Source organism: Mesotoga sp. Brook.08.105.5.1 (assembly GCF_002752635.1).
Classification (GTDB): domain Bacteria; phylum Thermotogota; class Thermotogae; order Petrotogales; family Kosmotogaceae; genus Mesotoga.
The window spans coordinates 1-15040 of the sequence record NZ_AYTW01000048.1; the positions used below are offsets into that span (position 1 = coordinate 1).

The 15040-nt window shown below is 44.0% G+C and carries 12 protein-coding genes and 1 pseudogene; 6 read left to right on the forward strand and 7 right to left on the reverse strand.

Translation table 11 applies throughout. The annotated features are described in order from the left end of the window. Positions 1-1494 precede the first annotated feature (1494 nt). Complete coding sequence (locus V512_RS12900) at positions 1495-2163, forward strand: class I SAM-dependent methyltransferase (protein WP_243392437.1); 669 nt, start codon at positions 1495-1497, stop codon at positions 2161-2163. A 295-nt stretch (positions 2164-2458) separates the two neighbouring features. On the opposite strand, the gene V512_RS12905 is transcribed toward V512_RS12900, so the two are convergent. The 3 genes from V512_RS12905 to V512_RS12915 form a co-directional block, all read right to left on the reverse strand. Next, positions 2459-3625 carry a MalY/PatB family protein gene (locus tag V512_RS12905; protein WP_099830868.1) on the reverse strand — a complete coding sequence of 389 codons (1167 nt, stop codon included), beginning with the start codon at positions 3623-3625 and terminating at the stop codon, positions 2459-2461. A 90-nt stretch (positions 3626-3715) separates the two neighbouring features. Next, positions 3716-5164, reverse strand: a complete 1449-nt coding sequence (locus V512_RS12910; protein ID WP_099830869.1) for a glycosyltransferase — start codon at positions 5162-5164, stop codon at positions 3716-3718. After that, positions 5161-6096: a sugar kinase gene (locus tag V512_RS12915; protein ID WP_099830870.1), complete on the reverse strand. Its 936-nt coding sequence runs from the start codon at positions 6094-6096 to the stop codon at positions 5161-5163. Before V512_RS12915 ends, V512_RS12910 begins: the two co-directional genes overlap by 4 nt. A gap of 172 nt (positions 6097-6268) precedes the next feature. Between V512_RS12915 and V512_RS12920 the strand changes: the two genes are divergently transcribed. Then, positions 6269-7975, forward strand: coding sequence for a M3 family oligoendopeptidase (locus tag V512_RS12920; RefSeq protein ID WP_099830871.1), 1707 nt, complete (start codon positions 6269-6271; stop codon positions 7973-7975). Between the two features lie 68 nt (positions 7976-8043). After that, entirely contained in the window at positions 8044-9834 is a 1791-nt protein-coding gene (locus V512_RS12925; protein ID WP_099830872.1) for a hypothetical protein, read from the forward strand. Positions 9835-9903: 69 nt separating this feature from the next. On the opposite strand, the gene V512_RS12930 is transcribed toward V512_RS12925, so the two are convergent. The 4 genes from V512_RS12930 to V512_RS12945 are packed head-to-tail and all read right to left on the reverse strand — an operon-like array spanning position 9904 to position 13723. Beyond that, positions 9904-10827 carry a carbohydrate kinase family protein gene (locus V512_RS12930; RefSeq protein ID WP_099830873.1) on the reverse strand — a complete coding sequence of 308 codons (924 nt, stop codon included), beginning with the start codon at positions 10825-10827 and terminating at the stop codon, positions 9904-9906. Between the two features lie 5 nt (positions 10828-10832). Beyond that, positions 10833-11414: a 2-oxoacid:acceptor oxidoreductase family protein gene (locus V512_RS12935; RefSeq protein WP_099830874.1), complete on the reverse strand. Its 582-nt coding sequence runs from the start codon at positions 11412-11414 to the stop codon at positions 10833-10835. A gap of 13 nt (positions 11415-11427) precedes the next feature. After that, the gene (locus V512_RS12940; RefSeq protein ID WP_099830875.1) at positions 11428-13296 is read right to left on the reverse strand and encodes a thiamine pyrophosphate-dependent enzyme; all 1869 of its coding nucleotides are present in this window, start codon (positions 13294-13296) and stop codon (positions 11428-11430) included. Beyond that, a complete protein-coding gene (locus V512_RS12945) occupies positions 13280-13723 on the reverse strand; it encodes an OsmC family protein (RefSeq protein WP_099830876.1) in 444 nt (147 codons plus the stop codon). Before V512_RS12945 ends, V512_RS12940 begins: the two co-directional genes overlap by 17 nt. A 235-nt stretch (positions 13724-13958) precedes the next feature. On the opposite strand from V512_RS12945, the gene V512_RS15200 reads away from it, so the two are divergent. The 3 genes and pseudogenes from V512_RS15200 to V512_RS15210 all read left to right on the forward strand — a co-directional run. Next, on the forward strand, positions 13959-14108 hold the full coding sequence (locus tag V512_RS15200) for a hypothetical protein (RefSeq protein WP_243392438.1): 150 nt from the start codon (positions 13959-13961) through the stop codon (positions 14106-14108). 335 nt (positions 14109-14443) lie between these two features. After that, a complete protein-coding gene (locus V512_RS15205) occupies positions 14444-14542 on the forward strand; it encodes a tocopherol cyclase family protein (RefSeq protein WP_243392439.1) in 99 nt (32 codons plus the stop codon). Between the two features lie 156 nt (positions 14543-14698). After that, positions 14699-15040: pseudogene (locus V512_RS15210) on the forward strand (hypothetical protein); the annotation flags it as partial.

Below are 15040 nucleotides of genomic sequence, written 5' to 3' on the forward strand. Positions count from 1 at the left end.
CTCCACTCCCATTACAGGAGCTTCATCACTACTACGGACTGTTCCGCCCCTGAATCTGGCATCGGTACTTTCACCCTCGTGGGTCTTCCACTTGCGGCTTTTCCCTTAACATCCAGATCCAGGTTCCCAAGTTCCTAATCGAAGCCTGTACCAGGGTCACGCCACCTATATGCCGGTCACCATCTGGACAGTAAGCAGGTTTCCTCCAGACTTATCCCGGGATAGTTCCACCCCCCGGTTTAGATGACACTAGTAGTTCTTACGACACGTTCACGGTGGTTCACTTGTATTTGTCTCCTCTGGTACTCACCTGACGGGATCGCTGTCCCGCCTTTTCCCGTAACGTTCACTACCATGGCTCTTTACCAAACAAGTTTAAATGACCACCGAAGGTGAGTGGTGTGTTTTACGCCTTCATTTCTTCCATCTCTTTCCACAGAGTCTTACACAAAAAACTGAAGACCCTTTAGAAAGTTATGGAACGGATCTTCAGTTATTTGGTATGGAGTATTGTAATGGATTTTCTCAATTTACACGCCTCGCCTTCTTCTCAGCTGTGGATGGAGGTCATGTATCTCTTCAGAGCATCGGTCTTTACCTTCTCTAAATACCTATCCACATCTGCCAAATTCTCTCTTCTTTTCTCTCTAATGATCTCACCTCCTTCTCCACGGAGTTAAAACCTTGGACGTGTCATCAAAGAACTGAACGCACTCTCTCTTACCTTAGAAATCATCCTGTCTACTTCCTTCATGCTTCTCCTTTTCATCTTCATCCCTCCTCTTCTTAGAATCTTGGACTGAATAATAGATTGCTGTAAACGCTGTCTCTTTCACTCTCGATCAATCTGTCTATTGCCTTCAAGTTTCTCTTCTCTTTAAATCTCATCTACTCTCCTCCTTCTCTCTTACCTAACGTTAATCGGTCTAGCTCTCAGTGAATCTTCAACGATCTCCGGGTAGAACTCTCTTTCCTTGTAATGAATCTTCCTTTCTCTTCCTTTCATCTTTCTTACCTCCTTCATAGATACTGTGGGAAAGACTCCTTGGCAACCTTTTCCTTGAACTTCTGAACGGCTCTTTCAATGGAAGCTGGATCCTTAACTTTTCTCATATCTACACCCCTTTTTATTAATCTCAGGTTCTACATTCATAATATATCACAACAAAACATAAAAAGTCAAGGCGTCAACTAAAAGAATCTTCACTTACAATAACTAATTTTCAACTCAATTCCATAATTTGCTCTGTAATAAAGAAAAATAGTGAATGTCACCATCTTTCGTATGCTCTTTGGAGAAATATGCACTTCAATGACAAATGATTGTTTCCAAGTACTGCAAGATTGTTGGAAATGATCAACTTCACTGTGCATAAATTCTAGTTACTGCATCATAGAATCTCATAATAACCCAAATGGTGTACTCGTTTGCCTTCACTAAACAACTCGACTGGACGCCAGATGTATAATCTAAAAGAACTGAAGGAGGCAATTTTGATTGATGAAAGGAAGGCTGTTAACTGCCTAATATGCGGCTCGAAAACCGAAAGAATTGTTCACCGCAAATTCGGGGTGGGTTACAATTGCTGTGATAACTGCGGTTTCATCTCGAAACACGAGGCAGATCGGATCTCTCCGGAAGATGAATTAAAGATCTATAGAAGACACAACAACAGCATTGACGATCCGAGATACGTTGCCTATTTCAGAGACTTCATCGATACCGCAGTCACCGATTTTCTATCTGAAGGAAGAAGAGGGCTTGATTTTGGGAGTGGTCCGACACCGGTTCTTGCAAAGATACTTGAAAGGGATTATGGATTCAATATGGAGATATACGATTACTACTTCTCGCCAGAGAAGGTCTTTCTGGGGAAAAAGTACAACCTCATAACCTCAACAGAAGTCTTTGAACACCTAGATGAACCCATTGCGTATTTCAAAATGCTTTCCGACTGTCTAGAAGATGATGGAGTTCTATCAGTGATGACGCTCTTCCATCCTGAGGACAGACAGGAATTCATAGAATGGTACTACATGAGGGATATGAGTCACATATCTTTCTATACCTTAGATACAATGAAGAGAGTTTCTGAGATTGTCGGTCTCAACATAGTGTTTACCGATAACAGACGATACACCTCGTTCAAGTTAAACAGATAAGTGGCCGAGGACATTTATACAACAATAAACAGACCCTCTCTTTGAGGGTCTGTTTGCGATTTGGGAATTTCCGAACAGGGGTGGGGTTAGAATATCTGCATCTGTTTAATCGTGTCGTGTCGAACAGCAAAGCTGGTGTTTTTAAGTTCTGCATTAGGTTCTAGTTCTTGGATTATTCTAGTTGAAACAAGCAATATGTCAATTAACTCGACGTGACCGTTTCTTAAGTCTCTATGTATTTCTTTTCTCTCTGTCGGAGTAAGTTACGAAGTTTCGAAGTAGTTTGACTTTTGGATCACTTCCTGGCTTCCATCAATCTCTTCATCGCTTCTTCAAGTATAGCTCTGGGGCATGCGAGATTTACTCTCATGAATCCTTCTCCTTCGATACCGAATACTGAACCATCCTCAAACCCGACTTTTGCCTTTTCGTAGAGAAAACTTCTAAGTTCTTCAACGCTCATACCCGTTGCTCTAAAATCGACCCATGCGAGATAAGTACCTTCAAGCTCAGTGACTCTCACTTCTGAGTAGTTGGTTTTCAAGAAGTCTCTCATGTACTCAAAGTTGGCATTTATGTACTTCAGCAGCTCTTCCAACCATTTTTCTCCATGGTTGTAAGCTGTTTCGAGAGCAACTGTACCGAAAACATTCGACATCCCTAAGCCCAAAGAGTTCAGCATGTTTGAGTATTCGTCGAGAAGTCTTCTGTTTGAAGAGATCACTGCTGCAGATGAAAGCCCTGCGAGATTAAAGGTCTTGCTTGGCGCCAAACAAGTCAACGTGATAGATGATGAACTTTCAGAAATCGCCGCGGTTGGAATATGTTTGCAGTTGCCAAAAACCAGGTCTGAATGGATCTCGTCTGATACTATTAGCACGTTTTTCCTGAAACAAATATCAGTGAGTCTAGAAAGCTCATCTTCCTTCCATACTCTTCCAACCGGGTTGTGAGGACTACAGAGAATAAGAATCTTCGTTCTTGAATCGATCTTCTTCTCAAGATCATCAAAATCCATTGTGTAATGTAAACCGGATTCTTTCAAAGGGTTCCGAACCATCTGGCGTCCTGTCTCTGTAATCGCTTTGAAGAAAGGATAGTAGACTGGAGTTTGGACAATCACTTTGTCACCTGGATGGGAAAACGCCATCACCGCTATGTGAACTGCCGCTACTACTCCCGGTGCATGTGAAATCCATTCCTTTTCGATTTTCCATCCATGTCTCTTATTGAGCCATCTTACAATCGATTCGTAATATCCGTCTGATCTCGCAGTATAACCATAGATGCCGTGTCTAGCTCTGGCAACTATCGCTTCAATAACTTCGGGAGGTGACTCAAAGTCCATGTCGGCAACCCACATAGGTAGCAAATCATTCCGCCCAAAGAAAAGGTTGGCGTGGTCCCATTTTATGCAATTCGTTCCTCTTCTTTCGATAACTCTGTCAAAGTTGTACTTCACATCTTCCCTCCGTCATCCACGAAATTGTTAGCCGGCTACTGCGGGTTCTTCGGCAGAGCTCCCCGGAATGCCAATTGTTATACAGGCAGATTACTCAATGAAGGGGATGTCATCACCAGAGTAAAGATAGTCCGGGATTTCAGGCTCTGGATATTCAGACCTGATTTTCTCTTTGATCTGGTTAAGATAACCTTCCGCAGTAGAACGCCATGTGTATTTCTCAGTAACACGGTCAATACCTCTCGAGCTCAATTCATTCCAGAAATCTTCACTGGTGAAAAGGACCCTTTTCAACCCTCTGGCGATATCATCCGTTTCAAGAGGGTCCACCAGAACTCCGTATTCAACATTGTTTTCTCTCATGCTCTCTGTAGGGCCTCCGTTAGATGTTGCAACAGCCGGTAGACCGCAGGCCATAGCCTCGATTGGGGCAAGTCCGAACGGTTCATACAGGGAAGTAAGGGCAAAAACAGATCTTCTCTTTGCCCCTATTCTGTATAGAGCTGAAAGCTCCAACTGATTCTCTATGTTCATAAAGAGGACTCTCTCTTCGAGATTATTCTTGAAAATGTGATCAATAATCTCGCCCAGAACAGTTCGGTCAGGTTCTTGAAGAGATTTGTACTCATCATAGGGATTATTCAGACCCCGAGTAACAATAATAAGGTTGCAGGAAATGTTCAGTTTGCCATCGCTAGAAAAGGCCCTTACTACTCCCATGTGATTCTTCTTCTGTTCCAATCTGCTAGAAATGATGATCATCGGGAGTTGGAGTCTGGACGGTTTAGAGAATCTCTCTACCGCCTCTTTGTATCTCTTTTCAATGATTGTGTCAAGTTCAGTAGGACTTGCAGCGAAGATGTCTGTGTTGACTCCCGGGGGAACAACGGAGTATTTTGAATCGTTGCCCACTTCTGAAAAGTCTCGATAGAGTCTGTGACTGTACTGCTGGAACCTCTCCATAGAAGTGGAAACAAAGTTGACTGCCGAATACTTCATCGAAATGCGTTCAGCCGCTATTCGGAAGGAAAAGTTGAATCTCGATTCTATCTCTGCACGATCAGCTCCAGTCTGCAGTAGTTTGTCGAGTTTTTGAGCCCCAAGGGAGTGGGCTGTGAAAGAGTAAGGGATTCCTGTGTCTTTGAATAGCATAGCTCCCGTCAAACCTCCGTCCCCATAATGAGTAGTAACGAAATTCGGTAAAGTTCTTTCCGACGAATAAAATTCTCTAATTCGTCTTGAGAACTCCCCCAAGAAAGGCCAAAGTCTCTCCTTGCTCAAGAAGCCTTCTGGACCAAAAGGGATTCTTATGATTCTGAGGCTATCTTTTCCTCGATAGGAATCGAATTCCTCGGCAAACTCAGGCCATTTGTCGTCGATAACCCTTCTCGTTATTATGTCACAGTTGATTCCCATTTCTGACATAGCCGATGCAACTTCCTTCACATAGACCAGCTGACCTCCAAAGTCCGGATGCGTTGTCCAGTAGCTGTCATTCTTATCGAAGTTTCCCTGGGGATTTATAAATGCCACTCTCACAAGTCATCACCTGCCTCGAAAATGGCCTTCAAAGCGTCTATAGAAGGCAGAATTACATCCTTTCCCTCATGTTCGATTCTAAAGGCGGCACAATAGTTCCCATAAGCGGCCGATTCAAAGATATCCTTCCCTTGAAGGAGGCCATATAGGATACCGGACCAAAAAGCATCTCCCGCACCGGTGGTGTCCACTACTCTTCTTGCGCATGGAGAGAGTGTTTCAGTTTTGTGACCGTCAGAAATCACAGATCCTTTGTGGCCCAAAGTCAGGACGACATTTGAGGCGCCGGCATTATGAAACTTATCAATGTATTCATGAGGATCTCCGGTACCGAAGATATGTAAGGCATCATCTTCAGAAGGTTTTACAATGAATGCGTACTTCAGGAATTCCTTTATGAATTCCGAACCATCATCCTCTCGATCCCAGAGAACCCTTCTGTAGTTGGGATCAAATGTTATCTTTATTCCCGCTTCCAATGCCTTTCTCACCAGCTTCATGCATGCCAGCCGCGACTGCTCACATGAGAATGGCCAAGATGTGAAATGAATGAATTCCACATCTTTGAGAAAACTCACGATATCCACCGGTTCTTCAAGAAAACAATCCGCACCTCTAAAAGCTATGAACTGTGGGGATGATTGTGACTTCGAAACGAATACGATTGAAGTATGTGCTTCCACGTCTCTCTGAACATAAGAGATATTTATTCCTCGCGAAGCGAGGTGTTTAAGATAAGCTCTTCCAAAGGAATCATCGCCTACTCTGGAGAGAAGAGTAGCGTCAACACCTAGATCATGAAGATTTACAGCAAGGTTTCCTGGAGAACCGGCAAAGTATCTTTTGAAAGAAGTAGCTTCGCCAAGATCTCTCACAAAACTGCTTGATATCAGGTCAATAAGCAGTTCACCAACAACGGCAATTCGCGACAATTTAATGCCTCCTTCTAATGATAAGTCTATCATTGCAGGAACGATTTCCAATAACTGAGCCAGGATCTGCTAAAACATTGGTTATGGAGATCTAGTGTTCAACGACTGAAGGGCAGACCGTGTATAATTTAGTTTACACTGACTACACATATTCGAGACAGGAGGTTCAATAATGAGTGGCAAGACAATTAGAGAGCTTCAGAGAAGATATGTCGGCGAAGACGTTGACCTCTCCATATGGGAAGACCTTGAGAAAGAGCTCAGGAGACTGGAAGAGTATCCGATAGTAGACAGAGCTTCTCTTGAGGATTTTCTTTACTTCTGGAGTGAGTTGTTCATGATTCTTCAGGAAAGACTCGCGTGGAAGTATATAGACATGACTAGGGCTGCCGACAGCGAGGATAAGAGGCAGGAGTACTCGAGATTCTACGCTGAGGTATATTCCAAAGCGGAGCCTTATAGGATTATGCTGATGAAAAAGTATTTAGACAGTGATTTCAGAAGCGAATTAGATCGAATCAGATACGAGAACTTCGATACGATCGTCTCCAATACAGTAAAACTATTCAGAGAAGAGAACCTTCCTCTGGAGGTTCAGGAGAAGAATTTAAGTTCTGAATATGCGGCAAGTATTGGTTCTCTGACTGTTAAGTATGGAGAACAGGAGTACACACTGTCTCAACTCTCAAAGTTTCAACTTGAACCTGATCGTTCAACCAGGGAAGAGGCATGGCGCCTTTCGATGGTAAAGCTGAAAGAAGTTCATGAGAGCATGGAGGATCTGTTTGGCAAACTTCTCTCGATAAGAGTTCCGCAGGCGAGGAATGCAGGTTTTGCAACTTACAGGGATTATATGCACCAGAAGAAAAACAGATTTGCGTATTCGGTCGAGGATGTGCTTAGATTCCACGATTCAGTAGAGAAGGTAGTGGTTCCTTACGTTTCCAAGCTAAATGAGAAAAGAAGTCGAGAGCTTGGACTGGAGAGGTTGAAACCATGGGACATGAATGTTGTACCCTCAGGGAAGGTGCTTAAACCATTCAGTAATATGAATGAGTTTGTTGACAAAGCTATCAGGATTCTTGAGAGAGTCGATCAAGAGTTCGGTAAAAACTTATCTAAGATGAGGGATAACGGCCTGCTAGATCTTGAAAACAGAAAGGGAAAGGCTCCAGGTGGCTATAACTATCCTCTTGATGAAACTGGTGCTCCATTTATTTTCATGAATGCTACGGGAACTCCTGCAAACGTCCGGACAATCCTTCACGAGTCTGGCCACGCAATGCATTCATTTGCTACGGCAGACGAAAGGTTGATCACGTACAGACATACAACGCATGAAGCAGCCGAGCTTGCCTCTATGTCTATGGAACTCCTGACGATGGATTACTGGGACGAGTACTACAGCGCAGATGAGATAACAATTGCCAGGCGAGAAGAACTGACCGGTACTTTGAGCTTCTTACCCTGGTGCATGGTTGTTGACTCGTTTCAGCAGTGGATCTATACATATCCCGATCATTCTCCCGATGAAAGAGACGAGAAGTTTGCCGAAATCTTTGAACGCTTCAATGCAGGTGTTGACTGGACTGGCCTGGAAAGTGAAAAGAGAATCCGATGGCTTCTTCAGCCTCATATTTTTACGAACCCCTTCTACTATATCGAATACGGAATAGCTCAGCTCGGTGCTCTCGCGATATACAGAAATTACAAGCAAAATGGATCAAGCGCAATAGAAGATTACAAGAGGTTCTTGTCAATGGGTTACTCAAGGCCGCTTGATGAGTTGTTTGAAAGCGCTGGGATAGAATTTGACTTCTCAGAAGAGTACTTGTCGGAGCTCATGATCTTTGTCGACAGTGAGCTGGCGTCTTTCTAGGAATAGACACTTCAACGTGGTAGCTATGCACTACCGACAGCGTTAGAATTGTCCGAGGAGGTGTTTCGATGAAAAGACTAATATTCGTACTGCTTCTACTCATTACGCCGCTGATTGTGACGGCGCAAGTTGAAGAACTCAGAGCCAAGCTGGCCGAGAATCCTATGGATGTGGAGAGCCTTCAGGCTTTATTGAAGATCTACGATGATAACTATGACTTCGAGAGCTACGGAACGCTTTTGAAAGATGTAGTAGCTTCGATTGATGAAGTTCCAGAACCTATGTTTCAAGTGATCAAGTACGGAATTGAGAGACTTCTCGAGAACTATTACTCAGACTATGCCGAGGATGTCTCTGGAGTCTTCTTTGAGCTTAAGCCCAATAAAGATTCGCTGCTTCTGTATCTTAAGGCAGTGAACAGCAGCTGGGATCTATCTGAAGAGATAGTCCGCGAATCTGTTGACAGACTTGGAGAAGGGCAGCTAGAAACATACATCTTCCTACATGATCAATCTGTTGAACTGTATCCTGCAGATCTGAATTTGATAGTATCTAGAATTCTAGTTGAGGATTTGGGGGAGACAGACTATCTAATACCTTACATCATTGGGATGATAGATGACTATGACTTTTATGCTGCAAGAAATCTGCTGAACGAGAGCTCTCGATTGCTAGAGAGGGAACCGATGTTCTACTACCTGAATGGGATTCTTGATCTTGAGAAAGGCTTTTACGATGACGCAGTAGAATGGTTTCTGCAGGGTAAAGCATATGATGATGGAACGGAGATTCACGAAGCCCTGGCTCTGATCTACTATATATATGTCCCGGACAATGTCAATGCGTTATTCAGAGCGATTGTGCTTTCAGATGACGAAACGTCGTTGCACGCGAATATTCAGGAGTTTGTTGCGAATTATCCTGAACTTTCCTGGATCTTCTCCTGGGTTTCCAGAGTTCCTGAGCCGAAGAGATTAACCGAAATCCTTGCTGAGGAGGCTTCGGTAGTATCATATACTTCAGTAAACTTCGATTTTGAGAAAATCAGCATAGGATTCTACGATATTGAGGGAGTTCTTCAGGGTACGCTAGTCAATTCCATATACGGGCAGTTCTTGGATGCCAGTACTTACGTTTACATCTCCGAAAATATGGGCGGGGTTGTCGTAGAAGGTGAGAAAAAGGCGAGATTCGATGGAGTTGACGTCTATTCGCTTTCGCCTGACAGAACAAGGTTCTTGCTAATGGACACCTGGCGAGAGACAATTTCGATGGTTGACAGTGATATTGGCGTCCTATGGTCAATGGAGGCAGATTACGGTATGATACCGGTTGCATGGTCTCCTGATGGATCAAGAATAGCTGTGTCCACCGGTTGGGATGTGTTCTCGATTATAGATGTGGAATCTGGAGAAGTGCAAGAAACGATTGAAGACTACAATCACTTTGTCTTTCTTTCAAACGAGAAGACGTTCGTGATAGATTACGAAGGAAACATAGTTCAGCTTGACACAGAGTCTGTACTGAATACAGATGCGCCGGCTTTCTGGGCTGAGTTTGGTGAAGACGGGAAAATAGTCTATTTTGAGTATCCTGAGGACTATGCGGACTTCTTGTACGCCTCTTTGCATGTGTTTGACACGGTGAACGGCCGGGATAGGGTAATATCTGACAGCACTCTCTTCATGGATGCGCCGGTACCTTCAGTGAAGATAGAAGGGAATCTCGTATACTTCACTGAGAAGGACCAGCAGGGCATGCACAGGATTGTAGTGATGAATTACATAACAAATGAAGTGCTTTTCGTGGGTCTGCCAAGTAAAGACGTAATTGTCTTTCCGGATGTGAGACCTGAATGAAAGTAGAGGGGAAGCCGGCTCTTAGCCGGCACTCCTCTTCTGATTGACTCAGAGATAATCCCGTAGCGTTTACTGATCTTGTTTGCGACTTGTATTGATCTGTTTGAACAGCCTATCTAGATGCTCACTCGTTATTAGCTCCGATGATGTTCCCTTTTTTGTGCAGCAATATCTAGCAGCTATCTGACCCCTCAGAATCGCGTCTTCTATTGAATAGCCTTCGAAGTAATGACTTGAAAGAAAACCTACGGCGAGGCTGTCGCCGGCCCCATTTGCGTCCACAACGGGTTCTTCCAATTCAACTGGATCGAAGTACTCAATATCCTTATTTGAGCCAATTGCGCAACCCCTCTTCCCCATTCCACATACGACTATCCTGTCGCCTCTAATTTCGAGATACTTCTTGATCAGATGATACGGGTCAGCGAAGTTTGTTGAAGAGAAGAATAGAACATCAGCCTCTTCTATGAAGTCCTTTCTATAGGGATCGTCTGAGTCTGTGACATCCTGGATATCTACCGAAAGAATTAGGCCCTCTTCTTTCAGTGGTTTAAGCAGAAATCTAGTCCAGTTCACGATGTTTACATGGGCTAGCTTTGTTCCAGATAGATGTGACCTAATGTCTTCGATATTGGGGCAGAGGTTCATTGCCCCTTTGCCATCATAGAAGTTCTTTCGGCCTCCGTTCATATACATGAGGTTTACGCTTCTCTTCGTTCCTAGTGGGTCTATCATCAGCAGACTGGTGTCTATACCCAACTCTGTAAGAATCTGTCGAATGTATTTCCCTGAGAAGTCTTCGCCGACATAACCAACAAAGCAGACTCTATAACCAAGTCTCTCAAAACCCTGGCAGGCATATCCACCTGCTTGTCCTATGCAATCAAGGTTCTCGCCAAAACTCGTTTCGACAGAGAGATTTACTTTAGAATCCGACAGATAGACATTCGTATCGATTCCGACCGCACCAATGACTGCAACATCGAAGGCCATGTTAATCACCCTTGTTTGGAAAGCTCTCCAAAGAGCTCAAGATTGTTCCTGAGCAGGTCTCCTTCCATAAGGTCTGAGAGAGCTAGTTCGAAATGTTTAACGGTTACACCTGGAATAAGCCCCTCATGAGCAATCTTGCCCATGAGAACTACGTTTTGCATTCTAGAATCTTTCAAATTCTCGACCAATACCTTTACTACCTTTACATCTCTCTTGTCGGCTTCTCGCTCAATATCTTCATTCTTAATCTCTTCTGCTCTTCCTAGACGAACTTCCAGTGGTTGCCAGACAGTATCATAGTATATAAGTGTTCCGCCTTTCTTCAGATAGTTTCCCATTCCTCTCAGAGCCTCATGGCGCTCAAGTGCTATAACCATGTCTGCGCTGTGCTTCATTATCAGAACCGAGTAGGCTCCGTGACCGATTCTTAAGTGAGAAGAAACCATGCCACCTCTCTGAGCCAATCCGTGTGTGTCTGCCCCAATACCCCTCTGCTCGGAATGGTCGATCGCTCTTAATAGAGCTTCACTGAGGAGACCTATTCCCTGACCGCCAACTCCCGTAATGTATATGTCGAATTTCTCCATTCTCTCACATCCTTTATCTATCTTCGGAAGCAATCGCATCCGAAGGACATGTCTGGACGCAAGATCTGTCTCCTATGCAGAGATCGTTTTGTACCCAGACCGAACCGTCATCAGAAAGCTGGTAGCTGGGACATGCAAAGTCACTGACGCAAATGTACTTCCTGTTGCATTTGTTGCCGACTCTCACGGGGTTCGGCAGTGACCTACCGCTTCTGCGCAATTCTCTTGTGAACTTCAACATACATGGATGTTTGGCGATAATGACCTTGAGGCCGTCTTCTGCCAGGGCTTCTTCAACGTACTGCTTAAGCTTTGACTGGTTGTAGGCATCGACTTCTCGAATATTATCTACACCCAGTCCTTCCAGAACCTTCCTAACGGGAATCTTCTGAGTCACTTCTCTGAAGTTCCGCCCTACGGCGGGATGATTCTGATGACCTGTCATTGCTGTTGTGCCATTTTCCATGACAATCAGTGTGAAATTATGTTTGTTGAAGATCGCGTTGACAATGCCCGGTAGTCCTGAATGAAAGAAAGTGGAATCACCAAGGAAGGCCACGACTCTTCTTGTGTCATTGAATAATGAAAGGCCAGAAGCAGTTCCGCTTGAATGCCCCATGCAAAGAAGTACTTGCCCCACTCTATACGGCTCGAGATACCCGAGTGTATGGCATCCAATGTCTGCCACGGAAATATCAGAGGCATGCAGGACTTTCTTGATGGCGTAGAATGCTGATCTATGACCGCAGCCAGGGCACATCTGAGCTGGTCTTGGCGCAAGCTCGATTGGCTCAGTTTCTACTCCAGGAGGACTGACAACGTCAGGCCAAATTCTTGACAATACCTCCCTAACTTTGTCTGGTGTATACTCTCCTATCCAGTCCTCGATGTCTTGCTTTCCAGTTATTCTTGTATTCAGTTTGTGGTCATACGCAATTGCCTTGACTTCTTTCTCTATCACGTTGTCAAGTTCTTCAAGGACCTTTACCTCTTCATGAGAAGAAAGGAAATCCACAACTTCCCTTTCAGAAAGAGGATGCACTATTCCCAGCTTGAGAATATCCGGACGTTTATCTGACAGACTAAGGACGTCCTGAAGAGAGAGAAATGGGGCTCCGGCCGTGATTACCCCTCTTGATTTGTCTGAGCCTTCAATGACACTATTCAGGCAGCTTTTCTCCGTAGTCTTTCTGAACTCCTCGAGTTTCTTCAGAGCTCTTCGCTTCATTTTAAGAGCTTCAGCAGTTATTGGAATATATGGCCCATTCTCAAGACTGAATTTTGGCCGGTTATCTTGCACCTGGAAAATCAATTCCTTAAACTCCACCTTTTCTTTGGCGTGGCATACGTGAGTCGAGAGTCTCACAATTACAGGCATACGCATCTCTTGCGAAAGTCTTGATGCTTCTAGAAACATCGAGTATGCTTCTGAAGGTGTTGAAGGCTCTAGGATTGGAGTGTATGAGAGATGCGCATAGTGACGGTTGTCCTGCTCATTTTGTGAGGAGTTTGCTCCCGGATCATCGCCCAATACAATTACCATGCCTCCAATGAGTTCCATTAGAGAGAGTTGAACGAAAGTATCTGCAGCCACATTTATGCCGACGCTCTTGAAGAACACGCACGAAAGATGCCCATTAACTGAGGCCCCGAAGGCAACCTCCGTCGCAACCTTTTCATTTACAGAGAACTCGAAGTACATAGGGTTCTTCTCAGCAGGGAGAGAGGCTATTGCAGCTGCAATTTCTGGAGTGGGAGATCCGGGATACGAAGTAACAACCCTAACACCTGCTTCCAGCATCGCTCTTACAATCGCGGTATTTCCTATCATTATTTCTGAACCGCTATTCGGAGATAGTAACATATCACCCATTCTCTTCATAACAACCAGCCTTTCGAACAAAGCTCAGGTCAACAAAACTCACTTCCCAGTTGATTTCTGCTACACCAGAAATCGTCTTATATATCGAACAATACTTTGTGGCCAACTCAAAAGATTTCTCTACTGATTTCCAATGAGACTTATCTGTTCCGACAATAATGACTGTGATGAAACAAGATTCAAGAGTTGTTGGGATTTCTCGCCTCTTCTCACCCGACACCTCGATTTTGGTTGAGGTGAAACTTATCTTCTTCTTACCGAGGATCTCCAGAAACGTTGCGTACAAGCAAGAGCCCAGACCCATCAAGAGCAAGTCGTAAGGGACCGCGCCATCAGCGCCAATTCTAATCTGGTATCCGGAGTCAGTTATTCCCGATCCAGAGAAGCCTTCGCTGAATTCTAATAGTACGTGGACTTCATCTCCCATTATTACCTCCCACAATTCGATTACAGAGATTATGATTTCAGAATAAAATCCCGAAGATAGAACATCACTCAAAAGGAATCACAGATCAGACCGATTCTGCATTCAAATCTCGGCGGCTGTTAACCTATTTAATAATAATCAATTTTAACATTAAGCAGTTCTGAAGGAACTGTATACTTGAGAATATTGCAGAGTATCCCGTTTCAGACAAATAGTATCTTTGTGGAGGTGCTTCGTGAATCTAAACGCGTTGTTCGATTCAACCCTATATCATGGCAGTGCTTCTAAAAAGGGCTTCTTTGAAGGATGGTACTTCAAGTTTGTTGACAGAAGAGGGTATAAATCCTTTGCTGTCATTCCAGGAGTATCCATGTCTTCCGGATGAACCGAATCGCACTGCTTTATTCAGTTTCTTTCGGGAAACAGGAATGAATCTTGCAACATCTCTTACTTTTAGACAGTTTTCGTTCCGATCCAAAGCGCTTTGCCGTAGAGATCGATAATAATCGGTTTTTGACTGACAGAGCGGTTTTGAATATGGAAGACGATAATCAGAAAATCGTCGGTGAAATTCGACTGATTGACCCTTTTCTATGACCAAGGAGATTCTACTCTCCCGGGATTATGTGACCGTTCTCTTTTGTGCCTTACATGGAGTGTTATCACGGTGTAGTTAGAATGGACCACTATCTGGAATGAGAGGTCGAGATAGATGATGAAGTGATAGATCTAACTGGAGGCAAAGGCTATATAGAAAAGGATTGGGGAAGATCCTTGCCAGACGCCTGGATTTGGATGCAGAGCAACAACTTCGATTAGAATAGGACTTCATTAATACTTTCTATTGCAACAATTCCATGGTTGGGGAAGAGTTTCACCGGTTGTCTCTGTGCGTTCATTCTGGGAGAGAAGCTTTACAGGTTTACCACGTACAAGGGCGTAAGCATAATCATGTTAGACGTATCTGAGGATAGAGTGTACATTGAATTGAGACAGAGGAGGTTTCTTCTGCGAATTAATGCAAGAAAAACTAACGGACCACAGCTCATTTCGCCTGTTGAGGGAAGGATGAGTGGAAAGGTAGATGAGTCACTTTCATCTGAAATCAAAGTAGAGCTCTTTGAAAATGAAGTCGTCTCGCATAAGGGAACCGGAGAAAATTCGGGACTCTTGAGTTTATCACTTAATCTTCTGAAAACAGCTAAACAAGCGAAAGTATTTTTAGAAACTAAGAATTTTGCCACTACAAACTCTGTATTCAGAGAGCGAGTTCTTCTTGAGGCGTTACCTTGCCGGGTTGTGTTATCTTCATTAATG